Source organism: Cupriavidus sp. FW305-F7, from assembly GCF_058782875.1.
The window spans coordinates 108,473-134,231 of record NZ_JBYSYC010000023.1 but is presented as its reverse complement, the minus strand read 5'-3'; the positions used below and the strand labels follow the sequence as shown (position 1 = coordinate 134,231).

Below are 25,759 nucleotides of genomic sequence, written 5' to 3'. Positions count from 1 at the left end.
TGTCTGCAGCAGAGAAACGAGATTATGCAGAGCTTTCTTCGTTTCGTCAACCGTTTCAGCAACTTTTTTCGCTGCGGTCAGCGCGCTAACTTCGCTGCGCCAACCTATCCGGTCGACCCCGCAACCCGCGCCCCGTCTGCTTTGCAGCGCTGCGTTGTGTTGCGAGGGGGCGAATATTAAGGGACGCAGGACCGACTGGCAAGCGATTTCGCGAAATAATTCGAAGTACTCGAAAAAGCGGCGCATGGGGCGCAAATGTCGCGCTGGTGACAACATTCAGCAACGCCTCGGCTTAAGCTGGCGCCGTGGGCGTTGGCCCAACCCGAAACGCCTTCCTCTATATAGGCGTCGAATGCCAAGCAGAGCAGTTGAAGGAGACAAGATGACCCGACCCGTGACGCCCGGCCTCTCCCTGGTCGCCGGCAGCACCGACATCCCCCTGTCTGATCAGACGATTCCGGCACTGCTGGCGCGCTCGGTCGCCGCAAACCCGGACGGCCCTGCCGTGGTGTTCCGCGAGCATGGCGTGCGCTGGAACTGGGCGGAGTTCAGCGACCAGGTCGATCGCCTGGCCAGCGGCCTGCTCCAGCGCGGCATCCAACCGGGCGACCGCGTCGGCATCTGGGCGCCGAACCGGCCCGAATGGCTGGTGACTCAGTTCGCCACCGCGCGCATCGGCGCCATCCTGGTCAATATCAACCCGGCCTACCGCCAGGCGGAGCTGGAATATGCGCTGAACAAGGCGGGCGTGCGCATGCTGATCACGGCCGCGCGTTTCAAGAGCAGCGACTACCTGGCCACCCTGCAGGCGCTGGCGCCGGAACTGGCCGAGGCCGAGCCGGGTGCGCTGCGCGCCGCACGGCTGCCTCGGCTGCAGTGGGTGGTCCGCATGGGATCCGAGGCGACGCCCGGCATGCTCAATTACGATGCACTCCTGGCCGAACCCGATACTGCGCGCCTGGACGCGGTGACCGCGACGCTCTCCGCGCACGATGCCATCAATATCCAGTTCACCAGCGGCACCACCGGCAACCCCAAGGGCGCCACCCTGACGCATCACAACGTGGTCAACAACGGCCGCTTTGTCGCCATGGCGATGCGCCTTGGCGACAGTGACGTACTGTGCATCCCGGTACCGCTCTATCACTGCTTCGGCATGGTGCTGTCGGTGCTGGCCTGCGTCTCGGTCGGCGCCTGCATGGTGTTCCCGGGCGAGGCCTTCGATCCGCTCGCAACCATGCAGGCGGCCAGCGAGGAACGTTGTACCGCCCTGCATGGCGTGCCGACCATGTTTATCGCCCAGCTGGACCATCCGGAGTTCAGCCGCTTCGACTTCTCGACCCTGCGCACCGGCATCATGGCCGGCGCCCCCTGCCCGATCGAGGTCATGAAGCGCGTGGTGGCCGACATGCATATGTCCGAGGTCACCATTGCCTATGGCATGACCGAAACCAGCCCGGTCTCGTTCCAGAGCGCCACCGACGATCCGCTGGACAAGCGCGTCGCCACCGTCGGGCGGGTGCAGCCGCACCTGGAATGCAAGGTGGTCGACGCCCTCGGCGAGGTCGTGCCGACCGGCGCCACCGGCGAGCTTTGCACCCGCGGCTATTCCGTGATGCAAGGCTACTGGGAAGACGACGAGCGCACCCGCGAGGCCATCCGCGACGGCTGGATGCACACCGGCGACCTCGCCACCATTGACGACAAGGGCTACTGCAACATCGTCGGCCGGGTCAAGGACATGCTGATCCGCGGTGGCGAGAACATTTACCCGCGCGAGATCGAGGAATTCCTGTTCCGCCATCCCAAGGTGCAGGCGGTGCAGGTCTTTGGCGTGCCTGACCAGAAGTACGGCGAGGAGGTCTGCGCCTGGATTGTGCTCAAACCCGGCCAGTCCGCCACCGAGGACGAGATCCGGACGTTCTGCCGTGACCAGATCGCCCACTACAAGATTCCGCGCTATATCCGCTTTGTCTCGGAAATGCCGATGACTGTGACGGGCAAGGTGCAGAAGTTTGTCATGCGCGACACCATGATTCATGATCTGGGACTTTAGCCGGACGCACTCGCGTCGGCAGACATGAGCGGGATCCTCCATGACCATCCGAATCGTAAGACTCGGCGCGCCGCGCGCGGCCGATGAAGGCCTGCGCATCGGCACCGTGCGCCGGCCGCCGCGGGGCGTGCCCAAAACCGAGTTTGCCAGCCGCGATTTCTACGATGTCTGGTATCCCGTGCTCTCGCCATCGCCCGAACTGGTGGCCCAGGCGCTGCAGGCCACCGATGACAAGCAATGGCGGGCGTTCGTGCAGCACTTCCGCAAGGAAATGGCCGCGCCGGACCCCAGCCGCACGCTAGACCTGCTGGCGGCGCTGTCGCACCAGACCAATTTCTCGGTAGGCTGCTACTGCGAGAATGAGGCGCACTGCCACCGCTCGGTCCTGCGCGAGCTGCTGGCCGAACGCGGGGCCGTGATCGGCTGAGCTGCACGCCGTGCCAGGGATCTCCCCGGCTTTGATTCCCCCGCTTCCCGCATTCCGATGGCCCTGAACGTTGTCTGGCTTGGTTTCTTCCTGATTTCCTTTGTCGCCGCCTGCGTCCGCCTGGCCAGCGGCGATCTCACCGTGTTCCCCGCCATGCTGGCGAGCCTGTTCGACAGCGCGCGCACGGCCTTCGAGATCGCGCTCGGCCTGGCCGGGGTGATGAGCCTGTGGCTTGGCATCATGCGCATCGGCGAGCGCGCCGGCGTGGTCGATGCCTTCGCCCGGCTGGTGAACCCGCTGCTGCGCCATTTCTTCCCCGGCGTGCCGCAGGGCCATCCGGCACAGGGGGCGATGATGATGAACGTGTCGGCCAACCTGCTCGGGCTGGACAATGCCGCGACGCCGCTCGGCCTGAATGCCATGCGCGAGCTGCAGACGCTGAACCGGCGCCCGGACGTCGCCACCGATGCGCAGATCATGTTCATCGTGCTGAATACGGCCGGGCTGACGCTGATTCCGACCTCGGTGATCGCGATCCGGCAGGCCATTGCGGTCAAGCAGGGGCTGGTGGGTTTCAATGCGGCCGATATCTTCCTGCCGACGCTGCTGGCCACCGGCGGCTCATGCTTGGCCGGCCTGCTGGCAGTGGCGTGGGTGCAGCGGCTGAACCTGCTGCGCCCGGCCGTGCTGGTGGCGTTCGGGCTGGTCGCGGCGCTGCTGGGCGGGATGTTCGCCTGGCTGCGGCACGCGCCGCCGGAGCAGGTCGGCAGCGTGACGGCACTGGCCGGCGCCGGCTTCATCCTGTCACTGATCACGCTGTTCCTGGTCTGCGGCGCGCTGCGCAGGGTCAATGTCTATGAAGCCTTTATCGATGGCGCCAAGGAAGGCTTTGGCGTCGCCGTGCAAATCATTCCCTACCTGGTGGCGATCCTCGTAGCCATCGGCCTGTTCCGGGCCACCGGCTGCATGGACGTGCTGATGGGCTGGCTGACGCTGGGCTTTGCCCAGCTGGGCGTCAATACGGACTTCGTGCCGGCGCTGCCGGTCGGGCTGATGAAGATCCTGTCCGGCGCCGGCGCGCGCGGGCTGATGGTGGATGTGATGACGACCTATGGGGTGGACTCGTTCCAGGGACGGCTGGCCGCGATCATCCAGGGCTCGACCGAGACCACTTTCTATGTGCTCGCGGTCTACTTCGGCAGCATCAATGTGCGCAATACGCGCCATGCGCTCGGTTGTGCGCTGGTGGCCGATGCTGCCGGGATCGTGTGTGCGGTAGGTGCCGCCTATCTGTTCCGTTAGGACACGGCTCGATCGTTGGAAACCGGAATTTGTTGCATCGATACAACGTCATTGTGCGTATTGTCAGACATTGACACATGACCGCTTGGTGCGTCGCAGCAAACCAGGTATAGTGGAGTCTGTCTCCTCCACCACCTCGGTGGATTCCAACCCACGCACAACCTGCGTGGGTTTTTTTTCGCCTTCGCGCCGGAACGGTCACAACCCCTGTGCACGTTTGCCCCTGCTGGCGCTGCAATCGTGCTTGGGGCCTCGCCACGCGGCTTTCTCGCTCCAACGTGGTGCGGCGAGCCGCTGCTGTGGGCAACAAACCAGTTTTGTTGCAACGCAGCAAACGGTATCGTAGAGTGGTCTCACGACGGGCGCCCGACCTGGCTGGCTCGCGTGGATCCTGGCCCCGCATGTTCGCTTCCGCCCTCCTTGCCCGCTACTGGCCTGACCCCATGCTGCTCCGGCGCGGGATCATCTATGCGCTGTCGTTCCTGGCCCTTGCCGGTATTGGCTGGCTGACCGGGGATGCAGGCTACCTGTGGTCGGCCACGGCCTCGATCTGGGCCTGCCTGGCGGACCGGCAAGGCACGGCGTCGGCACGGCTTTCCAGCCTGGGAGCGGTCGGCATTGGCGGGGCGGTGGCCAGCGCGCTGGGCGCGGCCGTGGCGCCGACGCCCTGGCTGGCCGTGCTGGTGGTGATGGCGGGAGGGCTTGCCGCAGGCCTGGCAGAGACGCGCGGCCCGGCCAGTGCGCTCGCGGCCAAGCTGCTCTATGTCGTGCTGGTGGCCGCGTGCCTGCAGCCTGCGGCCGGGCCTGACCTGGCCGTGCAGGCCCTGCAGAGCGGGCTCGACTTCCTACGCGGCGGCGTGTTCGCGTGCCTAGCTTGCCTGGCGCTGATCCCTTCGGCCCGCGACGACCGGCCGCGCACCGAGATCGTGGCCGCCTACGACGCGCTGGTCCGGCTCGCCACGGCACTCGCCGACACCCGCCACGGCAATGACCTCGCCACCTGCAAGCAGGACATCCGCAACCGCATCGAGGCCGCGCGCCGGGCCATCGAGGCCCGACGCAGCCTGCACGACCCCAGCAGTCTCCTGCACTATGCCTATGCCGTGGGTGTCGCCGACGCCCTGTTTGCGCTGCTTATCGTCGCGGGCGAACTGCGCGAGCGCGCCGGCGCCGCCCAAGGCTTGCCGATGCAGCCGCCGTTGCGTCATATCGCGCGCTGTGTCGCCGACGCCCGGGAGCAAGTCGGCCAGGCACTGGCGCGGCACGCGCCCGACCTGCCGGCGTTGAGCGCGGCGCTGCGCCACGAACTGCGGCGACTGACCGCGCCCGTGGCCAATGCCAGCGCACCGCCCCCCTATCAGTCGGCACTATCCGCCCTGGCGCACCATCCGGATTTCGACCGATGGCGCGCAAGCTTCCGCTGGCCGCGGCGCGGCATCGGGCACGGGCTAGCCCAGATGCTGCGCGGGCTGGCCGACCACGCCGCAGGCGATGCCCTGGTCACGCGCCACGCCCTGCGGCTGGCGCTGGCCGGCAGCCTCAGCCTCGTGCCCGCGCAGTGGTGGCGGCTGGACCACGGCTACTGGGTGGCGGTGACCGTGATCATGGTGCTCAGCCCCCAACTGCAGACCACCCGGCAGGTTTCCGTGAAACGCTTTGCGGGCTCGCTGGCGGGCGCCCTGTGCGCCTGTGTGATTGGCCTGCTCCATCCGGCGCCGGTGGTGGCGCTGGGCATCAGCGCGGCCTTCCTGGCCGGGGCTTATGCCAGCCGCCTCGCCGGGCAGCCCGGGGCATTCGCGTTCTGCCTGACGCCGGCCGTGATCCTGTTCTCATGGGTGGGCGCGCCGGCCGTCGACAGCAGCCACTTTGCCGCGCTGCGCGGCATCGACACCGCGCTCGGCTGCCTGATCGCGCTGGCGACTTACTTTGTGCTGGCACCGCGCGTGGAAATGTCGCGCGTGTTCCGCCATGCCGTCGACGCGGTGGCGGTCAACGCGGTCTACCTGCGTGCCGCCTTCGCCGCCAGCCGCGTGGCTGAGGCCGCGACGCCGCGCGCCGTGCCGCGGCTGGAAGCCTTGCGCATTGCCGCCGGCCGGGCTTCCACCCGCGCCGAACTCACGCTGGCACAGGCCGCCGGCGCGCTCGCACCCGACTATGCCGAGGCCTACCAGCGCGTGCATGCGTGCGCGCGCCGCATGGCCGCGCTGGCCGGCGTGGTGCGAGCCGGGGTGGAGTCGGGCGTTTTCACGCTGCCCGCCGGTGCTGAAGTGCGCATGCTCCTGACGCAACTGGAAGCGCAACTGGCCGAGCTGGCGATGCGGCCGGGCCTGGCAGACACTACCGGCAGCGCCGAGCGCCCCGCGCTACCAGCCGCTGCCGCGCTCGACGCCTTCCTGGCGGAACAGGCCGACTACGCCGCCGCGCATATCGCCGCCGCCCATGCCGCGGTGGCGGACCTGCGCACGCTGGGCGCGGCCGCGCGCAAGCTGCCGGGGCGGCGGCGGGCGCACAGCGGCTGAGCGGAACCAAAAAAGAAGGTTGCCGGACCGGCCAGCGGACTGGCCGGGCTTTACGGAATGCGGCGATGGCCTATATTGATTGAATACGCCCGCCGCCAGCACGAGGCACGCCATGTCCGACATCACGTTCCCTCGCAGCCTCCCGACCTACTGCGCAGCCAGCCTCACGCTGTCCTGCCCTGCGACGGTCAACGGCAGTCCCACCTTGTATTCCGTCACCGCCGAGGCCCTCGAGGCCCATTTCGGCGCGCGTTCGCCGCGCGAGGAAGACCTGGTCGCAGCCTTCACCAGCAACCGCCAGCGCATCGAGCGCCTGGCCGAAAGCCTGTTCGAGCTGACCGAGGCGCGCGAGATCGTGCTGCGCAGCGGCCATTTCCGCTTCGCCGGCTGAATCCCGTCAGTGTCCTGACGCCCCCGATCGGGGGCGTGATTTCATCGGCCATTCAGTCGGCCTTCGCCTCGCCGCGCACCAGCAGCACCGGCATGGTGGACTGCCGCATCACCGCCTCGGCCACGCTGCCCAGTACCAGCCGGCGCACGCCGCGGCGTCCGTGCGTGCCGATCACCAGCAGGTCGGCGCCCCACTGGCGCGCGGCCTCGTTGATCGACGCCCCCATGTCGCCGGGCACCGGCGCTTCGGTCACCAGCCGGGTTTCATGCGCCACACCGGCTGCGGCCAGCCGCTGCGAGGCAGCCTGCAGCGCGCGCTGGCCGCTTTCCTCGAACGCCTTCTGCAGCTGGCTCGGGTCGTAGTACCCGGCATCGAACATGGGCGTGCCGGTGTCCACGACATAGAGCGCCAGCACGGTGGCGCCGCCCGGAGCCGCCACGCGGATGGCTTCGCCCAGCGCCAGGTCGGACGTGCTGCTGCCGTCCACCGCCACCACGATCTTGCTGTATGCCGTGCTAGTCATAGGTATTGCCTCCGTTGACAGGGAAAGGGATGGCGGCGGTAACGCCGCCTGCCTTCGATACTACCCGTGCGGCAGCCGCCACGTGGCGAGCAGGATCAAGCACGGGTCACGGTAGCGGGCTTTCCCTTAAATTGACCGACCGGTCGGCATATATATAATAGGGCCAGTCGCTGTCCGCGATCCGAGCGGCATTCCCGCCAGAGGAGACAATATGTACACGCAGAGTCTTGACCTGCCCGGCCAGCACGCTGATGCGGCGCAGGCCAGCGCGCCCCAGGACGAAGCCGCCTGCCAGGCCGCGTTCGACGCCTGCATGGCCGCCGACGGCAAGATCGAGCCGCAGGACTGGATGCCGCAGGCCTACCGCAAGACCCTGGTGCGCCAGATCTCGCAGCATGCGCACTCGGAGATCGTCGGCATGCTGCCGGAGGGCAACTGGATCAGCCGGGCCCCGTCGCTCAAGCGCAAGGCCATCCTGCTGGCCAAGGTGCAGGATGAAGGCGGCCATGGGCTCTACCTGTATTCCGCCGCCGAGACGCTGGACGCCTCGCGCGATGACCTGGTCGACGCGCTGCACAGCGGCAAGGCCAAGTATTCGTCGATCTTCAACTACCCGACGCTGACCTGGGCCGACGTGGGCGTGATCGGCTGGCTGGTCGACGGCGCGGCGATCATGAACCAGATCCCGCTGTGCCGCTGCTCGTACGGCCCGTATGCACGCGCCATGATCCGCATCTGCAAGGAAGAGTCGTTCCACCAGCGCCAGGGCTTCGACGCGCTGCTGGCGATGATGCGCGGCACCGAGGCCCAGCGCGAGATGGTGCAGGATGCGGTCAACCGCTGGTGGTTCCCGGTGCTGATGATGTTCGGCCCGCCCGACGCTGCCTCGACCAACAGCGCGCAGACCATGGCCTGGGGCATCAAGCGCATCTCCAACGACGACCTGCGCCAGAAGTTTGTCGATGCCACGGTCGAGCAGGCCCGCGTGCTGGGCGTGACCCTGCCCGACCCCGGCCTGCAATGGAATGCCGAGCGCGGCCACTATGACTACAGCCCGCTGGACTGGGATGAGTTCTGGCGCGTGATCAACGGCGACGGACCCTGCAACCGCGAGCGCCTGGCCACCCGCGTGAAAGCGCATGAGGACGGCGCCTGGGTGCGCGAGGCCGCGCTGGCGCACGCCGCCAAGGTGGCCGAACGCGAAGCCCGCGCAAGCCGCGCCGCGGCCTGAACCCCGCGCCCGAGGGCGGAGGAGACAATCGATGCAACGCAAGGAATGGCCGCTGTGGGAAGTGTTCGTACGCAGCAAGCAAGGCCTGGAACACAAGCATTGCGGCAGCCTGCACGCCGCCGATGCGCAGCAGGCGCTGCACATGGCGCGCGACGTCTATACGCGGCGCCAGGAAGGCGTGTCGATCTGGGTGGTGCCGTCCGCGGCCATCACCGCGAGCGTGCCCGAGGAAAAACCGGAGCTGTTCGACCCGATGGCCGACAAGATCTACCGGCACCCGACGTTCTACCAGCTGCCCGACGAAGTCAACCACATGTAAGGCCCGCACCATGACCGCGTCCCCACAGCCGACTGTGCCCGCCTCGCTCGATCACCTGCCGCCGGCGCGCACCGCGGCCTTGCGCTACGTGCTGCGCCTGGCCGACAACGCCCTGGTCCTGGGCCAGCGCAACGCCGAATGGTGTGGCCACGGCCCCGTGCTTGAAGAAGACATCGCACTGGCCAACATCAGCCTGGACCTGATCGGCCAGGCGCGGCTGCTGTACGGCCGCGCCGGCGAGTTGGAAGGCGAGCTGACCGGCCTGCCCCACCATGAGGACGACTACGCCTACTGGCGCGCCGAGCGCGACTTCCGCAACTGGACACTGCTGGAGTTGCCGCACCGCGGCCCGCTGGCCGGCAACGCCGCCGCCGAGCGCGACTACGCCGTCACCATCATGCGCAACTTCTTGTACAGCGCGCTGATGGTCGAGCTTTGGGAAGCCTTGCTGGCCAGCCGCGATGACCAACTGGCCGCGATCGCCGCCAAGTCGGTCAAGGAAGCACGTTACCACCTGCACCACGCGGCTGGCTGGGTAGTGCGCCTGGGCGACGGCACCGAGGCATCGCACGCGCGCATGCAGCGCGCGCTGGAACACCTGCTGCCCTATATGAACGAGTGCTTTGCCGAAGACGCGGTGGAAGCCGAGGCCGCCGCGCAGGGCATCGGCGTCATCACGGCCACGCTGCGCCCCGCCTGGGATGCCACCGTCGCCGAGACGCTGCAGGCTGCCACGCTAACCCTGCCCCAGGCCACGCGCTTTGTCTCGACCGGGAAGCACGGCGTGCACTCCGAACACATGAGCTACCTGCTGGGCGAGATGCAGGGGCTGGCGCGGGCCCATCCGGGCGCGCAATGGTAAGCGCCCGCTTCGCCGCAAAGGATTGACCAACATGACCATCGCCGCCCTCCCCCTACGCAACGACCGCGCCATCGATGGCCGCATCGCGCGTGCATGGGCGGCGCTGGAGGCGGTGCCGGACCCGGAGATCCCGGTGGTGTCGATCCGCGACCTGGGCATCTTGCGCGATGTCCTGACCGGCGCCGACGGCGCGCTTGAGATCGTCATCACGCCCACCTACTCCGGCTGCCCGGCGATGTCGCAGATCGCCGAGGACATCGGCCGGGCGCTGGACGGCGCCGGGCTGGCGCCGTGGCGCATCCGCACCGTGCTGGCGCCGGCCTGGACCACCGACTGGATCACCCCGGCCGCGCGCGAGCGCCTGCGCGCCTTCGGCATTGCGCCGCCGGGCCAGTGCGGCATGCCGGCCGAGGCGCAGCCGCTGCGCTTTGTGCCTAGCGCCGCCCGCGCGGGCGCACCGGATGTCGTGGCCTGCCCGCGCTGCGGCAGCGTGCATACGCAGGAAATCTCGCGCTTTGCCTCGACCGCCTGCAAGGCGCTGTACCGGTGCCTGGACTGCCGCGAGCCGTTCGACTATTTCAAACCCTACTGAGCCCCGCCGGGCCGAAGCCAGGCTGCCATGACTCCACAGTTCCATCCGCTGCGCGTGGCGAAGGTGCGCCCCGAGACCGCCGACACCATATCGATCGCCTTCGAGGTGCCGGACACGCTGCGCGATGCCTACCGCTTCACCCAGGGCCAGTTCCTGACGCTGAGGGCGCCGGTCGACGGCAAGGACCTGCGCCGCTCCTACTCGATCTGCTCGGCCGTGCAGGACTACGACGCGCACGGCGAGTTGCGCGTGGCGGTCAAGCTGGTCGAGGACGGACTCTTTTCCACGCACCTGCATGACTCCATCGCCCCGGGCCAGGTGATCGACGTGATGACCCCCGACGGGCGCTTCCACGTGCCGCTCGATGCTGGCGCGGCGCACCACTACGTGGCCTTTGCCGCCGGCAGCGGCATCACGCCGGTGCTGTCGCTCGTCCGCACCACGCTGCTGGCCGAGCCGCACAGCCGCTTCACGCTGGTCTATGGCAACCGCAACGTCGACAGCATCATCTTCTCCGAGGCGCTGGAAGACCTGAAAAACCAGTATCTGGCGCGCTTCACGCTCTACCACGTGCTGTCGCGCCAGCCGCAAGAGGTGGACCTGCTGCACGGCCGGCTCGACCATGCCCGCGTGACGGCCTTCCTGCAGACCCTGATCCCGGTGGAAGACATCGACGCGGCCTTTGTCTGCGGGCCGGCCTCGATGATCGACGAGGCCGAGGCGGCGCTGCGCGATGCGGGCCTCGACCCGCACCGCATCCACGCCGAGCGCTTCGGCGTGCCGCTGGCCCAGGCCAGGCGCAAGCCGCCCCCCGCGCACGCCGACGATGCCGGCACCGCCGAACTGGTGGTGGTGCTCGACGGCAAGCAGCACAGCATGCGCCTGCCGCTGGAAGACGCCAACGTGCTCGACACCGCGCTGGCCGCCGGGCTGGACCTGCCCTACGCCTGCAAGGGCGGCGTCTGTTGTACCTGCCGCGCCAAGGTGCTGGAAGGCCAGGTGGAAATGGAAAAGAACTACACGCTCGAGCCGTGGGAGATGGAAAAGGGCTTCGTGCTCACCTGCCAGGCACGGGCGCTCACGCCGCGGGTAGTGGTCAGCTACGACGAACGCTGATCCGGGCACGCCGGCGCGTGCGTATTCAGACAATTGCCGACATTGGCCAGCACGGGCCGTGACTACAATGGCGGCAGGCGGCTTCCTGCTGGCGCGATGCTTGCAGGGCAGCGACCGGGCGGGCGGCGACCCCGCCTGTCGCATCGCCGCCGCGGCGGTGCCAGCGAACCGTCCCACCCATATACAATCACGGCCATGCAATATATCCACGTCGTCAATGGTGATGTAGCAGGCACGACCCTGCGCCAGGCCCTGGCCCAGGCTGCACGGCCGGACCCTGTCGTGGTGCTGCGCGACGACCTGGCGGTGGGACCGCTGGCCGACATCGACAGCACCGGCCTGATCCGCTCCGGCTTCTGGCAGCGGGTCGCCCCGCATACCGACATCGATTTCGGCGCCGAGATGCGCCAGGCGCTGGACCAGCTCCAGGCGCTGCGCCAGGACGACATGGAAGTGGCCATCTGGCACGGCCAGAGCGCGGCCGACCAGCTGATGCTGCGCCGGGTGGTATTCCACCTGTACCAGGCGCCGCAGCGGATCAATGAAGTCGCCATGGACCTGCGCGAGCTTGAAATGCCCGCGCAGGGCAACCTGGCGGCGATCGGCATGTACACGCCCGCGCGGCTGGCGCGGCGCTTTTCCACCATCGCCCCGGTCTCGGTGCTGCGCCTGGGCCGCCTCGGCTACGAGTGGCAGCAGAACGTCAAGGAAAACGCCGACGTGCGGCTCTGGAAGGGCAACACGCTGGTACCGGCGGCCTATCACACCATCGACGAGATCATCATGGAACGCGCCCCGTCCGAGTGGACGCCCGCGGCGCAGGTGGTGGGCAGCGTGATGGGCGCGATCGAAGGTCTGCTGGCCAGCGACTGGTTCGTGTTCTGGCGCTGCCGCGAGCTGATCGCCATGGGCCAGCTGGTGCTGCGCGGCAATGCTGACTCGCTCGATACCTGCGAACTGCGCCGCCATGTCGGCAGCGGTGGCACCGGCGGCGAATAAACGAGAATATGGCCCGTACCAAGGCACCCGATTTCGAGGCGCAGCGCGAGCAGATCCTGGACCTGGCCGCCGCCGCCTTTGCCAACAGCAGCTACCCCAGCACCTCGATGGCCGACCTGGCCGCCGCCTGCGGCACCTCCAAGGCGCGGCTGTACCACTATTACGAGAGCAAGGAAGCGATCCTGTTCGACCTGCTGGACCGCTACACGCGCCGGCTGATGCTGCTAGTCACTGAAGTGGAGGCCGACGCCGAGCGCCACGCGCGCACCGACAAGGAAGCCTTCGGCAACCTGATACGTGCCTTCCTGGCGGAGTACGAGACCTCGCAGACGCGCCATATCGCGCTGATCAACGACGTCAAGTTCCTGGCCGAGACCCAGCGCGACCTGATCTTGGGCCGCGAGCGCGACGTGGTCGCGGCCTTCTCGCGCCTGCTGCGCCGGGCCTACCCGGAGCGCGTCACGCGCGAGAACCAGACCGCGCTGACCATGACCATCTTTGGCATGATCAACTGGACCTTCACCTGGCTCAAGCCGGGCGGCCGGCTGTCCTATGCAGCGTTTGCCGAGATGGTGGTCGACCTGCTCGAAGGCGGCCTGCCCGGCCGGGCCGCGGCCGCGCGCTGACGCGGCGCTGGCCCGTCGCCCTGCCACTTACATCCACTCGGCCTCTTCGCGCTGGCGCCGCTGCTCGCGGTCCTGGCGGAACATCTCTTCCAGTTCGTCGCGCGCCTGGCGCGCCAGCGAGACCAGCTTCTTCTGGTCGGTGTAGTGCGGATAGAAGCGGTCGATCGCCTGGATGTTGTGGCGCCGGAAACGCAGTGCCACGTTGCGGGCCTCGGCCGGATCGAAGCCCAGCCCCTCCAGCACGCGGCGCCCCAGCATCAGCGAGCCCTCGAACATCTCGCGCTCGAACAGGTGCACGCCGCGGTCCTTGAGCTGGTAGACATGCGACACATGGCGCGCCCGGGCGTAGATCTGCAGTTCCGGAAAGCGCTGGCGCACGCGGTCGATCAGTTCCAGGCCCTCGTCCATGCCGTCGATGGCGACCACCAGGATGCGCGCGTCGGCAATGCCCGCGGCCTCCAGCAGGTCCAGCCGGGTGGCGTCGCCATAGAAGACCTTGAAGCCGTACTGGCGCAGGAACTCGATCTGGTCGGGGTCGTGGTCCAGCACTGTCACGCCCACGCCCTGGGTGTACAGCAGGCGGCCGACGATCTGGCCGAAGCGCCCGAAGCCGGCGATCAGCACCGGATTGTGCTGCGGCGTGATGGCCTCGTCCGGCCGGGCCTTGCCGCTGCCCAGGCGCGGCGCTACCAGCCGGTCATAGGCCAGCAGCAGCAAGGGCGTGGCCACCATCGACAGCGCCACCACCAGCACCAGCAGGGCCTCGGTCTCGCGCGGCAGCAGGCCGGCGGTGCCGGCCACGCCGAACACCACGAAGGCGAACTCACCGCCCTGCGAGATCAGCAGCGCAAACAGCAGCCGCTGGCCGCGAGCGATGGCGAAATACCGCGCCAGCAGCGCCAGCAACGCGGTCTTGGCAACCACGAAGGCGGCCACCAGACCCAGCACCAGCCAGGGCGAGCGCGCCAGCACGGCAAAGTCGATCGACATGCCGACGGCCATGAAGAACAGGCCCAGCAGCAGGCCCTTGAACGGCTCCAGGTCGGCCTCGAGCGCGTGGCGGTATTCCGAATCGGCCAGCAGCACGCCGGCCAGGAAGGTGCCCAGCGCCATCGACAAGCCCACCGCGTCCATCATCAACGCAATGCCCACCACCAGCAGCAGCGCAAACGCGGTGAACATCTCGCGCATGTCGGTGCGGGCGATAAAGCGCAGCGCCGGGCGCACCAGATAACGGCCGCCGACCACCACCGCACCGATCACCGCCACCGCCTTGCCTGCCGCCAGCCAGCCGGCCGCGCCCGGACCCGCGCCTTCTGCGCCCTGCGTGGCCAGCAGCGGCAACAGCGCGATCATCGGGATCGCGGCGATGTCCTGGAACAGCAGGATGCCGAAGCTCGCCGCCCCCGCCGGCGTGCCGAAGAGGTTGCGCTCGGTCAGTGTCGCCAGCGCGATCGCGGTGGACGACAACGCCAGCCCCAGGCCCGCCACCAGCGCCACCTGCCACGGCGCGCCCGCCAGCGCCGCCACCGCGCCAATCACCAGCGCGCAGGCGGCCAGCTGCGCGCCGCCATAGCCAAATATGCTCCGCCGCAGTGCCCACAGCTTGCGCGGCTCCAACTCCAGGCCGATGACGAACATCATCAGCACCACGCCGAACTCGGAGAAATGCAGGATCGATTCGACATTGGTCACCAGGCGCAACGCAAACGGCCCGATCGCCGCCCCCGCCAGCAGGTAGCCCAGCACCGCGCCCAGGCCGCCGCGCCGCGCCAGCGGCACCGCCACCACCGCCGCCACCAAGAACACCAGCAGCGCAATCAGGAAATCGTGCTGGTTCATGCCTGCCTCCCCGCCGGCGCGGTGCCGGTGCCCAGCCGCCCGCAGACGTGGGCGATATGCTCGGCCAGCGCCTGGGCGTCGGCATTGTTGGCGTCGTGCAGCACCACCGGCGGCAGCCAGTTCATGCCGCACAGCAAGGCGGTCTGCTCCAGCGGCAACAGGAAGTCCCCGATCGGGTGGCCATGGGTGCCGTCCGGCCCGTAGGAATCGGCTGTGCCGCCGGTGCTCACCACCGCCAGCAAGGACTTGCCACGCAGCGCGGTGCCGCCGGGGCCATAGGCCCAGCCTGGCTCCAGCACCTCATCGAGCCACAGCTTGAGCAGCGCCGGCACGCTGTACCAGCGCACCGGGAACTGCAGCACGACGGTGTCAGAGACCGACAGCACGCGCTGCTCGGCGACGACGTCGATGTCATAGTCGACATAGCTGCGGTAGAGATCGCGTACCTGTACCTGCGACAGCGCGGCCAGGGCATCGGCCAGGGGCCGGTTGACGCGCGAACGGCTGGGCGTGGGATGCGCGTAGATCACAACGATTGGGGGCTCGGTCATCAAAGGCGATCGGCTGGGCAAGGAAAGCAGACGAACCTGCGGGAAAGCGCGGAATTGTGGCGTTGCACCAAATCCACATCCGGCGTCCGGCAACAATTCATCACATTTTTTCAAGCTATTGATTTTATTCGATTTTTAATGGTGCTGCGGCGAGACAACGGCCTGCTGCGGCGCGGGAAGCTTACGCCGAACTGACAATTCCACTACAATACTTTTGGCTCCGCATCAAGATGGTGTTTCCCCGAGTCCTGCACCGATGCAGGGAAAAGTGCCTGAAAAAACACCAACGCAGTGCTATGTTTATCTGTGACCGCACCAGGAAGGAATTAACGTGAATCCGCTCGAACTGAGCAAGGCCGTCGGCGCACTGACCGACGAAGATCTGCGCAAGGCAGCCGAAGCCGCACAGGCCACCCACCGCGCCACCGTACTGGTGCGCGAGCTGGCGGCCCACCATCGCTCGCGCCTGCTGAAGCATTTCCTCGCCCTGGGCGAGGAGGATCGCCTGCTCCGTTTTGGCCAGTCCGTGGGCGACCACGTGATCGAAGCCTATGTCGACAGCATCGATTTCGACCATGACAGCGTGTTCGGCGTGTACGACGACAAGCTCGAGCTGATCGGGGTGGGCCACTTCGCCAACCTGCGCGACAACGCCCAGGGCCGCGTGGCGGAGTTCGGCGTGTCGGTGTCGGGCAGCGCCCGCGGTCGCGGCATCGGCAGCGCGCTGTTCGAGCGTGCCGCGATCCATGGCCGCAACACCAATGTGCGCACGCTGTACATGCACTGCCTGTCGCGCAACGCAGCGATGATGCACATTGCCAAGAAGGCCGGCATGAAGGTCCAGTACGCCTATGGCGAGGCCGATGCCTACCTGGAACTGCCGCCGGCCGACACCGCCAGCCGCCTGACTGAAGCGCTGGACGAGCAGCTCGCCGACCTGGACTACGCGGTGCGCCGCAACCTGCGTGACGCGCGCCGCTTCGGGCTGCGCTTCTGGCGCACCATGATGCCGCAGAAGCACACCGCCTGAGCTCCGCGGGGTCCGCTTATTGCGGATTCCACGCCAACGGCGCATCGCATCGATGCGCCGTTTTTGTTTGCGGCCTCAGGTTTGCCGCATCAGGCCGCGCCACCCACCGGCAGCGCCGTGGTGTCCTTGATGCTTTCCAGCGCAAAGCTGGAGCGCACGTCGATCACCGACGGATGCGCCAGCAGCTGTTCCTGCATGAAGCGCGCGAAGTGCTCCATGTCTTCCACGTAGACCTTGAGCAGCAGGTCCATTTCGCCGGTCATGGCGTGGCACGCGGCCACCTCCGGCCAGACCGCGATCGAGGCGCGGAACAGGTCCAGCGGTGCCTTGCCCTTGGGCGCGCCGCCATGCTTTTCCAGCCGGACATTGATATAGGCCAGCAGGCCAAGTCCGATCTTGTTGGGCTCCAGCAGCGCTGCGTACTGCCGGATCACGCCGATCTCCTCCAGCCGCCGGATGCGGCGCAGGCAGGGGCTGGGCGACAGGTTGACGCGCTCGGCCACTTCCAGGTTGGTCAACCGGCCGTTGGTCTGCAGCACTTCCAGGATCTTCCGGTCGATCTTGTCCAACTCCACCTTGCTCACGATATTGTTGCTCCGCAATATGTTTATTGGCAATTTTTTTGCGCAAATTTAGCAAGCCGTGCACAAGTACGCAATTTTTTGTGCAATTACGTCCGATACAGGGCCGCTTCTGATGAGCTGACAGCCTTATCGGTCACTCGCGCGGCAGCCGGTCGGGCTGGGCAAACCTGTGCGGTGGCGCCTCCGCGAATCGCGGCCGCGCCCCGCCGGCCGGAAGCAGGCAAGGATGGTGCCAAGCCCGGCAAACAGGGAAGCGGCATTCTACGGGCGTTTGCGAGCGAGGTCAGATTCTTCCTGGTGCACGAACAAGGCGGACAGGCAAAGAAAAAGCGCGCGAACCCTAAGGCTCGCGCGCTTGGTGGCGTCGCTGGCAGTGTCCGCTGGCGCGGCCCTGCCAGGGCCGGTCAGCCGCCGCTGGTAGACGGAGAGCCCGGTGCCGCGGGTGCCGGCTGGCTGCCCGGAGCCCCCTGGCCACGCGGGCCGCGGTCGCCGCGCTGCGAGTGCTCGCGGTGCATCTTTTCCATGCCGGCGCGGATTTCGTCGCGGGTCAGCTTGCCGTCGTGGTTGGCGTCGAGCTGGTCGAAGCGCTTGGCCAGGCGCGGCATGCCGGCATTGGCCTCAGCCTTGGTCAGCGCGCCGTCGCCGTTCTTGTCGGCCGCCTTGAACTTCTCGTCGAAGGCTGCCTGCATGCGCGCATGATGCTCGGCCATGGCGGCCTTGCGGTGCGCATCCATCTCGGCCTTGTCGATCTTGCCGTCGTGGTTGGTGTCGAGCTTGTTGAACCAGGCGTCGGCTTCCGCCTTGGAGATCGCGCCATCGCCGTCGGTATCGATCGACTTCATCCACATGCCGCCACCGTGGTGGTGATGCTGACCCATGCCGGGCTTGCCGGCCGGCGCAGCGGGTGCGGCAGGGGCGCTGGCCTGGGCAAATGCGCCACCGGCGACCAGGAGGGCGGCCGATGCGGCCAGGAACTGCTTCAGGATCTGCGGCTTGTGATTGCGTTGCATGTCTTGCTCCTTTTCATCACGTTTGGCATGTACGGATTAGAACGCAGACGATGCGGGGAAGTTGGCGCTTTTAATACGATGTTACCCGGCTCACAGAAAGGCCCGCGCGCCGTAAGGGAACGCAAGCAAGCGCGAATATTTGGTGCCCTGTATCAGTCCTTCGGCGCCAGCTGGTCTTCGCCGGCCGCCTGCGGTGCCATCAACGGCTGGTACTGGCGCGGATCGACCGGTTGCGGCTGCGGTTGCGCGGGCTGGGCCTGCTGCGCAGGCGCCTGGCCTTGCGGCTGCTGGCTCACGACCGGCGCCGGGGGCGGCATCGGCGTTGCCATCGGTGCCGCGGCGCCGGCGGGCGGCGTGGGCAAGGCACCGGCCGCTGCCGGTGCGCCGCGCGTGGCGCCGGCCTGCAGCGGCAGCACGATTTCCTGGCGCACGCCGCCGCGCTCGATCACCACCGCACGCTGGCGGATCTCCGCCAGCCGGATCTGCGGCGACAGCTCGGCGCCGGCGCGCACCGCCTTGGGCGGGCCGCCATCGATCGACACGATTGCCGCGCCCGCGCCGCCATCCACCTCGGCCACTACGCCGATCAGCTGCACGTCGCGCGGGCCGCCCTGCGCCGAGCCGCCAAACAGCGTCGCGACCGCGCCGGTCTCGACCGCCTCGGTCTGGGCTACGCGCGCGTTCTGCGGCACCGGGATGGTACGCATCGCGCTGAAGGTCAGCACCCAGTAGGTGGCAAGCGCACATAGCGCTATGAACAACACCAGGCTGGCCAGGCGCGACAGCCAGGGCGCGGAGGCATCGAAGCGGAGCGAAGGCCGGAGGGACAGTTGCATGGGATCGGGACCTGGATACCCACAAGGCGGGCAATGGCGCGTGAGCGCAGACGCGCCAAGCGTACCAGAGCCCCATGACACTGTCTGCCGTGCCGGTGCCGCCCCGCCGACGCTTAGAGCAGGTCGTCCAGCAGGTCCGGCCCGAACACCTCGCGCTCGATATGCGCCACCGGCACGCCCGCGCTGACCAGCGCATGGCGCTGCTCCTGCATGAAGCCGAGCGGTCCGCACAGGTAGAAGCTGCCGTCAACAAAGCGCTGCAGGTCGGGCTGGCGCAGCAGTTCGGCCACCGGCATTGTGCCGGCGTGGTCGTAGTCGCGGCCGGCGACGTCGCCCGCTTGCGGGGTTTCATAGCTGATGTGCGTGGCGAGCTGCGGCAGGCGTTCGCGCGCCCATTGCAGGTCGGCGCGATGGGCGTGGTGGCGGCCATCGCGCGCGGCATGGGCAAACAGCACCTGGCGCTGCGATCCCTGCGCGGCCAGCGTGCGCAGCACCGACAGCATCGGCGTGATGCCGATGCCGGCCGATAGCAGCACCAGCGGACGGCGCCCGTCGAGCGCCGGCGTGAACTCGCCGAACGGCGCGCTCACCTTGAGTTCCGTGCCCTCCTGGGCGTTGGCGTGCAGCCAGTTGGACACCGCGCCGGCCGGGGTGGTGCGGTCGCCCGCCTCGCGCTTGACCGAGATGCGCCAGGTCGGCAGCCCGCTTTCGGCCGACAGCGAATACTGGCGCAGCTGGCGCTGGCCATCGTCGAGGCGCGCCTCGACGCTGATGTACTGGCCCGGGCGGAACGCACGCAGCGGCTGGCCGTCGGCGGCAGCCAGGGTGAGCGCCACCACCTGGTCGCCCTGCGCCTCGCGTCGCACCACGCGCACCGGCGTCAGCTCGCCGGCGGCCACGCCGGTGCGCTGGTACAGGCGCGCCTCGGCGGCGATCAGCTCGCCGGCCAGCAGCCAGTAGGCCTCGTCCCAGGCGGCCAGCAGCGGCGGCGTGGCGGCCTCGCCCAGCACCGCGGAGATGGCGCCCAGCAGGTGGCGGCCGACGATCGGGTAGTGCGCGGGCGTCAGGCCCACGGCCGCATGCTTGTGGACGATGCGCTCGAGCACCGGCCCCAGCGCCGCGGCGTTATCGATATTGGCCGCATAGGCGAACACGGCCGAGGCCAGCGACTGCTGCTGGCTGCCGTTGGCCTGGTTGCCCATGTTGAACATTTGCGTCAGCTCGGGCCGGTCCGCGAACATCTCGCGGTAGAAATGCGTGGTGATGGCCAGGCCGTGCTCGCGCAGCACGGGGACGCTTGCATCGATATAGGGGCGGGAAGCGGCGGACAGCATCAGGAAACACTCCGTTTTAAATCATGCAAATAAAATGCATGTTTTTGCTCAAAATAAAACCGGCTCTCGCCGGCCCGGGGCGGACAGGATCCGCTCAGGCCGAATGCCGGTTCAGGAAATCGCGATGCAGGCGGATGATCGACTCGGCCGTCTGGCTGCCGGTGACATCGGCCAGCGTGACGTCGTCCAGCGCGCGGTAGAAAGCCTGCTCGGCCACGTCCAGCGCGCGCTTCAGTCGGCAGTTGCCGTTCAGCGCACAGGGCGGGTTGTTGCAGTCGATCACCGCCTTGTGCCCTTCCAGCTCGCGCAGGATGGTGCCGATGGTCAGCCGCTCGGCGCCGGGGCCCAGCTGCAGGCCCCCGTGGCGGCCGCGCGTGGCACTGATCCAGCCCAACTTCGACAACCGCGCCGCCACCTTGACGAGGTGGTTGTGCGAGATGCCGAACTGCTGCCCCACCTCGGCAATGGTGATCGGCCGGCTGCCATCGCCACGGGCGACGTACATCAGCAGGCGCAACGCATAGTCGGAAAAGCGGGTCAGTTGCATCGTGTCGCCATCTTAAAAAAGATGCATCCAGGATGCAAGTTATTTCCCTGCCGGATGCCCGTCCTCAGTAACTGTGATCCGGATCAGACAATGCTGAGGTGCCGAAGGGGCCGCCCATAAAACAGTCATGTGGCGCCGGTTATACTGACTGGCGAACCCGGCCCGCCGCCCCCCAACCGGTGCGGGCCCAGCCATTCCAGCCAAGAGGTCCACTGACGATGCGCAGATTCACTTCCCAGATTGCCAGCCCCGCCCGTTCCGTGCGTGCCCGCCGTGCGCGTGGCTTCACCCTGATCGAGATCATGGTCGTGATCGTGATCCTTGGCGTGCTGGCGGCGCTGGTGGTGCCCAAGATCATGAGCCGTCCGGACGAGGCCCGCATCGTGGCCGCGCGCCAGGACATCTCGTCGATCATGCAGGCGCTCAAGCTGTATCGCCTGGACAACAGCCGCTACCCCACCACCGAGCAGGGCCTGGCCGCGCTGGTGGCCAAGCCCACCACCGAGCCCGTGCCCAACAACTGGAAGGGCGGCGGCTACCTGGAAAAGCTGCCCAAGGATCCCTGGGGCCATCCGTACCAGTACCTGAACCCGGGCGTGCGCGGCGAGATCGACGTGTTCAGCTTCGGCGCCGACGGCCAGGCCGGCGGCAACGGCAACGACGCCGACATCGGCAACTGGGAATAAGCACCGCCCCGCCGCCCCCCCCCTGCAACCATGACCACGGCGCCGCGCCGCCGCGCGACCGGCCCCCGGCGCCGCGGCTTTACACTGCTAGAGCTGCTGGTGGTCATGGTGATCGCCGGCATCGTGATCTCGCTGGTGGCGGTCAACGCCTCGCCCAATGAACGGGGCCGCGTGCTAGACGACGGCCAGCGCATCGCGCGGCTGTTCGAGCTGGCGCAGGAAGAGGCACAGCTTGGCGCCCGCCCGCTCGCCTGGGAGGGCAATGCCAGCGGCTGGCGCTTCCTGGAATTGACCCCCAATGGCTGGATCCCCATGCGTACCGACGTGTTTGCCCCAGGCCACTGGCGCCTGGCGCTGGACCAGGTGATCGTGGCCGAAGGGGGCCGCAGCACCGGGACCAGCAGCCCGCCCCGGCTGATCTTCGGGCGCGAGCTGATCGATGCCCCGCAGCGGCTGATCCTGGTGCGCGGCGATATCCGCGTGGACGTTGCCGGCGACGGCAGCGGCCGCTATTTCGCCAGCACGCCATGAAACCCTGCCCTCGCTCCTTGCCGCGGCCGGCCCGGCGCGGGCGCAACGCCGGCTTTACGCTAATCGAAGTGCTGGTGGCGCTGACCATCCTGGCGGTCGCGCTGACCGCGGCAATGCGGGCGATGGGCTCGATGGTCGATGCCAGCGCGTCGCTGCAGGCGCGCATGCTGGCCGAGTGGAGTGCCGAGAATCACCTGGCCGCGCTGCGCCTGGCCAAGACCTGGCCCGAGCCCGGCGTCAGCGGCTATGCCTGCCCGCAGGGCGGCACGCCGTTGTATTGCGAGCAATCCGTCTCGGGCACGCCCAATCCCGTTTTCCGCCGCGTCGAAATCGCGGTCTACCCGTCCGCCACGGACAAGTCCGTACGCCTGGCGTGGCTGGTCACCATAGTCCCCAATGAAACCCGCAACGTGCTCTGAGCGCCGCCGCCCAAGGCGGCCCGGCGGCTTCACGCTGCTGGAGATGCTGGTCGCCATCACGCTGCTGGCGGTGATGGCGGTGATCGGCTGGCGCGCGCTGGACAGCCTGACGCGCAGCCGCGAGCGCCTCACCGACCACGACGCGCGCCTGGACGCGCTGAAAGTGCTCTACGGCCAACTCCAGGCCGACTGCGAGCACCTGGCCAACCCCACGCTGCTGCAGGCCAGCCCGGTCGAGATCGGCCAGAATCGGCTGCTGCTGGTGCGCGACCGGCGCGACGAAGGCCAGCCGCCTACCTGGCAGGTGCTGTCGTACCAGCTCGACGGCAATACCCTGGTGCGCGTGGCGGCACCGCCGGTGAACAGCAGGGCCGGCCTGCAGTCGGCGCTGCTGGCCCTGCGCCAGGGCGGCGGCAACACCGCGCAGGTGCGGCGCGTGCTGGCCGACGTGGACGGCATGAGCATGCGCGCATGGGTGGAGCCCGCCGGCTGGCAGGCCGACAGCGGGCGCATCCGCAACGTGCTGTTCGCGGGCAATGCCGCCAGCGCCGTGGCCGCCTCCGCGCCCGGCGCGGCACAGCCCAACACCGCGGTGCGCGCAGTGGAACTGACCATCTTCGCCCGCATGGGCGATGGCGATGCGCCGCGGCAGTTCCAGAAGATCTGCATGACCGGGCTATGAGGCAAGCCGGCCGCCCGCCTCGCCTGGTGCCGTTGCGCCGCCGCCCGCGCGGTGCGGCCGTGGTCACCGCGCTGCTGATGGTGACGCTGGCCGTGGTGGTGGTGTCCGGCATGCTGTGGCGCCAGCAGGTGCAGATCCGCGCCATCGAGAACCAGCGGCTGCTGGCCCAGGCCACCTGGATCGAGCGTGCCGCCGTGGACTGGGCGCGGCTGATCCTGCGCGACGACCAGCGCCGCACCAATGTCGACGAACTGGGCGAGCCGTGGGCGGTGCCGATCGCCGAGACGCGGCTGTCGGACTTCCTCGGCGCGGCACTGCGCACCGATGTCGCGGGCGAGACCTCGTTCCTGTCGGGCCGCATCCTGGATGCGCAGGCGCGCCTGAACCTGGCCAACCTGGTGGTGTGGACCGCCACTGGCGGCGAAGGCGGCCAGGCAGGCCGCGCGGCCTCGGTCGACCCGGCGGCGCAGGCCGCATACCGCCGCCTGCTGCAGACGGTCGGCCTGAACCCGGCGCTGGCCGAGAACACGGCGCGCTACATGCTGCAGGCCGCGCAGGGCGGCAATGCCAGCGGCCAGCCGGCGCCGCGCCCGCTGGACAGCGTGCAGGGGCTGATGGCACTGCCCGGCTACACGCCGGAGATGGTGGCGGTGCTGGAGCCCTTTGTTACCGTGCTGCCCGAGCGCACGCTGGTCAACGCCAACACCGCCGAGGCCGAGGTGCTGGCTGCGGTCATCGACAAGCTGCCGCTGGAGCGCGCGCGCGAACTGGTGCGCCAGCGCGACCGCGCCTACTTCAACAACCTGGGCAACCTGCAGACCCAGCTGGCCGCGGTGGCGCCGCAGGCGGATGCCGCCAACCTCGGCAACCTGCTCGACGTGCGCACGCACTACTTCCTGGTCTACGGACTGGTGCGGCACGAGCGCGCCACCCGGCTGCAGGTGTCGCTGATCTTCCGCGGCGAGCCGCTGGGCACGGCCAACACCACCCGCGTGGTCTGGACCCAGGATGCGGACCGGCTGCCGGACCTGCGCTGAGCGGCGCCCACCAAACCAGGCAACAGGCCGAATTTGCACGCGCAAGCAACCGGGGAGAATGGTATTGACGCGGTTTAGTCACACAGGCAAGGTATGCTGCGGCGCTGGCGCGAGCGTGGCCCCAGCCCACCCGCCGCCGTCCGGCCTTCCTGGCCGCCCGCCGGCATCCCCGCGCCCCGGCAAGTTTCTGACTCCGGGGCGATCCAGGGCGCATCCCAACCGGCCATGCGCCTGCCCGAGCCGTTCCACTGACGCCAAAGCAAGGAAACCTTGAGCACCACCCTGTACGTCCGCCTGCCGCACCGGCCGCATGACCAGCCGCAACCGTGGCAGTTCGGCACCCTGCCGTTCGCGCTGGTGCGCACGGCCACGGCCGACGCAGCGCGGCGTGGCCAGGCCCGTGCGGCACCGGAAGTGTTGCGCGAAGGCCACGCCCGCATCGCTGACCTGCCCGCGGCCGAGCGCCTGGTGCTGATCCTCGCCGCCAGCGACGTACTGCTGACCACCGCCAGCGTGCCGCCGCTGCCGCCCGCCCGTTTGAAACAGGCGCTGCCCAACCTGGTCGAGGACGCGCTCGCCACCGATGCGCAGCCGTGCCATATCGGCGTGGGCCCTGCCCTGGACGGCAGCGCCGCGCGCGGATCGCGCCAGCGGCTGCTGATGGTGGCCGACCGCGCCTGGCTGCGCGCCGTGCTCGACGCCTTTGCCGAACACCGCCACCGGCGCCGCCATGTGCTGGCCGCGCAGCTGTGCGTGCCGCTGGCCGCCGCCGCGCAAGCCAGCACCGAGCCGTCACTGGCGAGCACCGACGCGCCGCCACCGGCGGCCACGCTGGTGGTCGAAGCCGCCGCCAGCGCCCTCGCCCGGAGCGGCGAGTTGAGCGATGCGTTAAGCGGCGAACTGCCCGCCACCGCCGCCGACGCCGCGCGCCAGTGGCAACTGACCGTGCGCACCGGCGCCCACGCCGGCTACGGCTTGCTGCTGGGCGACGATGCCCTGGCCGCGTGGCAGGCGCTTGCGCCTGCCGGCACCTGGTATGCCGATGCCGACGCTGCCGCCGCGGCCCCGGTGCCCGACCTGCGCCAGGCCGCCCGCACCAGCTGGCAGCTGTGGATCGAAGGCGCGCAGGACTGCCTGCGCGAGCCGGCGCTGGACCTGGCGCAGTTTGAATTCGCGCAGGGCCGTGCCGACCGCTGGAACCTGGTGGCATGGCGCGTGCCGCTGGCATTGCTGGCGGGCATCGTGCTGGTCCAGGTCATTGGCATGAACACGCACTGGCTGCTGCTGCGGCGCGAGCAGCAGCGGCTGGAAGCCGCGCAGTTGCAGGCGCTGCACGGCGCCTTCCCGCAGATCCAGACCGTGCTCGACGCGCCGCTGCAGATGCGGCGGCAGGTCGAGCAGCTGCGCACCGCCAGCGGCCGCAGCACGCCGGAAGACTTCCTGCCGCTGGCCGACCGCTTTGCCCAGGCCGCGCGCAGGCTGCCGCCCGACGCGCTGCAGGCGCTGGAGTACCGCGGCCGCATGCTGGTGGTGACGCTCAAGCCGGGCACGGACACGGCCGGGCTGCGCAGCGCCGCGCGCCAAGCCGGACTGCAGATGGAAGAAGACAAGGCCGGAAGTGCCGCTGGCAGTACCAGCAGCAGCGCAGGCACCCCGGTGACGCCCGGCTCCCGCTGGACCGTCAGGCCCGGCCTGTAAGCGGGCCCA

At 68.7% G+C, this 25,759-nt stretch carries 28 protein-coding genes; 19 read left to right on the top strand and 9 right to left on the bottom strand.

Translation table 11 applies throughout. The features are described 5' to 3' along the window. Positions 1-246 (bottom strand): hypothetical protein (locus AC3WL8_RS21865; protein ID WP_492378780.1); only part of this gene is annotated, 246 nt, incomplete at its 3' end. Between the two features lie 136 nt (positions 247-382). Between AC3WL8_RS21865 and AC3WL8_RS21860 the strand changes: the two genes are divergently transcribed. The 5 genes from AC3WL8_RS21860 to AC3WL8_RS21840 all read left to right on the top strand — a co-directional run bounded on the left by AC3WL8_RS21860 (position 383) and on the right by AC3WL8_RS21840 (position 6,695). Next, positions 383-2,056 carry an AMP-binding protein gene (locus tag AC3WL8_RS21860; RefSeq protein ID WP_211980385.1) on the top strand — a complete coding sequence of 558 codons (1,674 nt, stop codon included), beginning with the start codon at positions 383-385 and terminating at the stop codon, positions 2,054-2,056. A 40-nt stretch (positions 2,057-2,096) separates the two neighbouring features. After that, on the top strand, positions 2,097-2,483 hold the full coding sequence (locus AC3WL8_RS21855; protein WP_153954278.1) for a DUF488 domain-containing protein: 387 nt from the start codon (positions 2,097-2,099) through the stop codon (positions 2,481-2,483). A gap of 57 nt (positions 2,484-2,540) precedes the next feature. Continuing rightward, positions 2,541-3,785 carry a nucleoside recognition domain-containing protein gene (locus tag AC3WL8_RS21850; protein WP_013958267.1) on the top strand — a complete coding sequence of 415 codons (1,245 nt, stop codon included), beginning with the start codon at positions 2,541-2,543 and terminating at the stop codon, positions 3,783-3,785. A gap of 401 nt (positions 3,786-4,186) precedes the next feature. Beyond that, a complete protein-coding gene (locus tag AC3WL8_RS21845) occupies positions 4,187-6,304 on the top strand; it encodes an FUSC family protein (protein ID WP_211980387.1) in 2,118 nt (705 codons plus the stop codon). A 112-nt stretch (positions 6,305-6,416) separates the two neighbouring features. Then, positions 6,417-6,695, top strand: coding sequence for a DUF1488 family protein (locus AC3WL8_RS21840; protein WP_013958269.1), 279 nt, complete (start codon positions 6,417-6,419; stop codon positions 6,693-6,695). Between the two features lie 52 nt (positions 6,696-6,747). Here the strand turns inward: AC3WL8_RS21840 and AC3WL8_RS21835 are convergent, their stop codons facing one another. Beyond that, positions 6,748-7,218 (bottom strand): universal stress protein, encoded by a 471-nt coding sequence (locus AC3WL8_RS21835; protein WP_114134455.1) that lies wholly within the window; start codon positions 7,216-7,218, stop codon positions 6,748-6,750. Positions 7,219-7,429: 211 nt separating this feature from the next. On the opposite strand from AC3WL8_RS21835, the gene paaA reads away from it, so the two are divergent. The 7 genes from paaA (at position 7,430) to AC3WL8_RS21800 (ending at position 12,963) form a co-directional block, all read left to right on the top strand. Next, positions 7,430-8,449, top strand: a complete 1,020-nt coding sequence (paaA, locus tag AC3WL8_RS21830) for a 1,2-phenylacetyl-CoA epoxidase subunit PaaA (RefSeq protein ID WP_013958271.1) — start codon at positions 7,430-7,432, stop codon at positions 8,447-8,449. 31 nt (positions 8,450-8,480) lie between these two features. Continuing rightward, positions 8,481-8,768, top strand: coding sequence for a 1,2-phenylacetyl-CoA epoxidase subunit PaaB (gene paaB, locus AC3WL8_RS21825; RefSeq protein WP_012354162.1), 288 nt, complete (start codon positions 8,481-8,483; stop codon positions 8,766-8,768). 10 nt (positions 8,769-8,778) lie between these two features. After that, positions 8,779-9,630: a 1,2-phenylacetyl-CoA epoxidase subunit PaaC gene (gene paaC, locus AC3WL8_RS21820; protein ID WP_013958272.1), complete on the top strand. Its 852-nt coding sequence runs from the start codon at positions 8,779-8,781 to the stop codon at positions 9,628-9,630. A 31-nt stretch (positions 9,631-9,661) separates the two neighbouring features. Next, complete coding sequence (gene paaD / locus AC3WL8_RS21815; RefSeq protein ID WP_013958273.1) at positions 9,662-10,222, top strand: 1,2-phenylacetyl-CoA epoxidase subunit PaaD; 561 nt, start codon at positions 9,662-9,664, stop codon at positions 10,220-10,222. A gap of 27 nt (positions 10,223-10,249) precedes the next feature. After that, complete coding sequence (gene paaE / locus AC3WL8_RS21810; RefSeq protein WP_492378779.1) at positions 10,250-11,338, top strand: 1,2-phenylacetyl-CoA epoxidase subunit PaaE; 1,089 nt, start codon at positions 10,250-10,252, stop codon at positions 11,336-11,338. Between the two features lie 195 nt (positions 11,339-11,533). Next, positions 11,534-12,337, top strand: a complete 804-nt coding sequence (locus tag AC3WL8_RS21805; protein WP_211980389.1) for a DUF1835 domain-containing protein — start codon at positions 11,534-11,536, stop codon at positions 12,335-12,337. A gap of 8 nt (positions 12,338-12,345) precedes the next feature. Continuing rightward, positions 12,346-12,963: a TetR/AcrR family transcriptional regulator gene (locus AC3WL8_RS21800; protein WP_013958276.1), complete on the top strand. Its 618-nt coding sequence runs from the start codon at positions 12,346-12,348 to the stop codon at positions 12,961-12,963. A 27-nt stretch (positions 12,964-12,990) separates the two neighbouring features. Here the strand turns inward: AC3WL8_RS21800 and kefC are convergent, their stop codons facing one another. Together kefC and kefF are read right to left on the bottom strand one after the other, a co-directional pair. Continuing rightward, positions 12,991-14,805 carry a glutathione-regulated potassium-efflux system protein KefC gene (gene kefC / locus AC3WL8_RS21795; RefSeq protein WP_153954274.1) on the bottom strand — a complete coding sequence of 605 codons (1,815 nt, stop codon included), beginning with the start codon at positions 14,803-14,805 and terminating at the stop codon, positions 12,991-12,993. After that, on the bottom strand, positions 14,802-15,356 hold the full coding sequence (gene kefF / locus AC3WL8_RS21790; RefSeq protein ID WP_013958278.1) for a glutathione-regulated potassium-efflux system oxidoreductase KefF: 555 nt from the start codon (positions 15,354-15,356) through the stop codon (positions 14,802-14,804). The genes kefC and kefF overlap by 4 nt, the downstream gene beginning before the upstream one ends. Before the next feature lie 331 nt (positions 15,357-15,687). Here kefF and AC3WL8_RS21785 point away from each other — a divergent pair, with 331 nt between their 5' ends. After that, complete coding sequence (locus AC3WL8_RS21785; RefSeq protein WP_013958279.1) at positions 15,688-16,386, top strand: GNAT family N-acetyltransferase; 699 nt, start codon at positions 15,688-15,690, stop codon at positions 16,384-16,386. Between the two features lie 89 nt (positions 16,387-16,475). Here the strand turns inward: AC3WL8_RS21785 and AC3WL8_RS21780 are convergent, their stop codons facing one another. The 5 genes from AC3WL8_RS21780 to AC3WL8_RS21760 all read right to left on the bottom strand — a co-directional run bounded on the left by AC3WL8_RS21780 (position 16,476) and on the right by AC3WL8_RS21760 (position 20,697). After that, entirely contained in the window at positions 16,476-16,970 is a 495-nt protein-coding gene (locus tag AC3WL8_RS21780) for an Lrp/AsnC family transcriptional regulator (RefSeq protein ID WP_010813460.1), read from the bottom strand. Between the two features lie 404 nt (positions 16,971-17,374). Further along, positions 17,375-17,980, bottom strand: coding sequence for an EF-hand domain-containing protein (locus tag AC3WL8_RS21775; RefSeq protein ID WP_013958280.1), 606 nt, complete (start codon positions 17,978-17,980; stop codon positions 17,375-17,377). 152 nt (positions 17,981-18,132) lie between these two features. Further along, positions 18,133-18,816 (bottom strand): type II secretion system protein N, encoded by a 684-nt coding sequence (locus AC3WL8_RS21770; RefSeq protein WP_013958281.1) that lies wholly within the window; start codon positions 18,814-18,816, stop codon positions 18,133-18,135. Positions 18,817-18,929: 113 nt separating this feature from the next. Next, a complete protein-coding gene (locus AC3WL8_RS21765) occupies positions 18,930-20,150 on the bottom strand; it encodes a globin domain-containing protein (RefSeq protein ID WP_153954272.1) in 1,221 nt (406 codons plus the stop codon). Positions 20,151-20,244: 94 nt separating this feature from the next. Further along, positions 20,245-20,697 carry an RrF2 family transcriptional regulator gene (locus AC3WL8_RS21760; protein ID WP_013958283.1) on the bottom strand — a complete coding sequence of 151 codons (453 nt, stop codon included), beginning with the start codon at positions 20,695-20,697 and terminating at the stop codon, positions 20,245-20,247. Positions 20,698-20,915: 218 nt separating this feature from the next. Between AC3WL8_RS21760 and gspG the strand changes: the two genes are divergently transcribed. The 6 genes from gspG (at position 20,916) to gspL (ending at position 25,750) form a co-directional block, all read left to right on the top strand. Then, positions 20,916-21,383, top strand: coding sequence for a type II secretion system major pseudopilin GspG (gene gspG / locus AC3WL8_RS21755; RefSeq protein ID WP_153954270.1), 468 nt, complete (start codon positions 20,916-20,918; stop codon positions 21,381-21,383). A 30-nt stretch (positions 21,384-21,413) separates the two neighbouring features. Then, positions 21,414-21,914, top strand: coding sequence for a GspH/FimT family pseudopilin (locus tag AC3WL8_RS21750; protein ID WP_153954269.1), 501 nt, complete (start codon positions 21,414-21,416; stop codon positions 21,912-21,914). Then, on the top strand, positions 21,911-22,333 hold the full coding sequence (gspI, locus tag AC3WL8_RS21745) for a type II secretion system minor pseudopilin GspI (protein ID WP_013958286.1): 423 nt from the start codon (positions 21,911-21,913) through the stop codon (positions 22,331-22,333). Before AC3WL8_RS21750 ends, gspI begins: the two co-directional genes overlap by 4 nt. Beyond that, a complete protein-coding gene (locus AC3WL8_RS21740) occupies positions 22,311-23,015 on the top strand; it encodes a PulJ/GspJ family protein (RefSeq protein ID WP_211980392.1) in 705 nt (234 codons plus the stop codon). The genes gspI and AC3WL8_RS21740 overlap by 23 nt, the downstream gene beginning before the upstream one ends. Continuing rightward, on the top strand, positions 23,012-24,052 hold the full coding sequence (gene gspK / locus AC3WL8_RS21735; protein ID WP_211980393.1) for a type II secretion system minor pseudopilin GspK: 1,041 nt from the start codon (positions 23,012-23,014) through the stop codon (positions 24,050-24,052). Before AC3WL8_RS21740 ends, gspK begins: the two co-directional genes overlap by 4 nt. Before the next feature lie 270 nt (positions 24,053-24,322). After that, positions 24,323-25,750, top strand: a complete 1,428-nt coding sequence (gene gspL / locus AC3WL8_RS21730; protein ID WP_153954267.1) for a type II secretion system protein GspL — start codon at positions 24,323-24,325, stop codon at positions 25,748-25,750. The last annotated feature ends 9 nt before the right edge of the window (positions 25,751-25,759 follow it).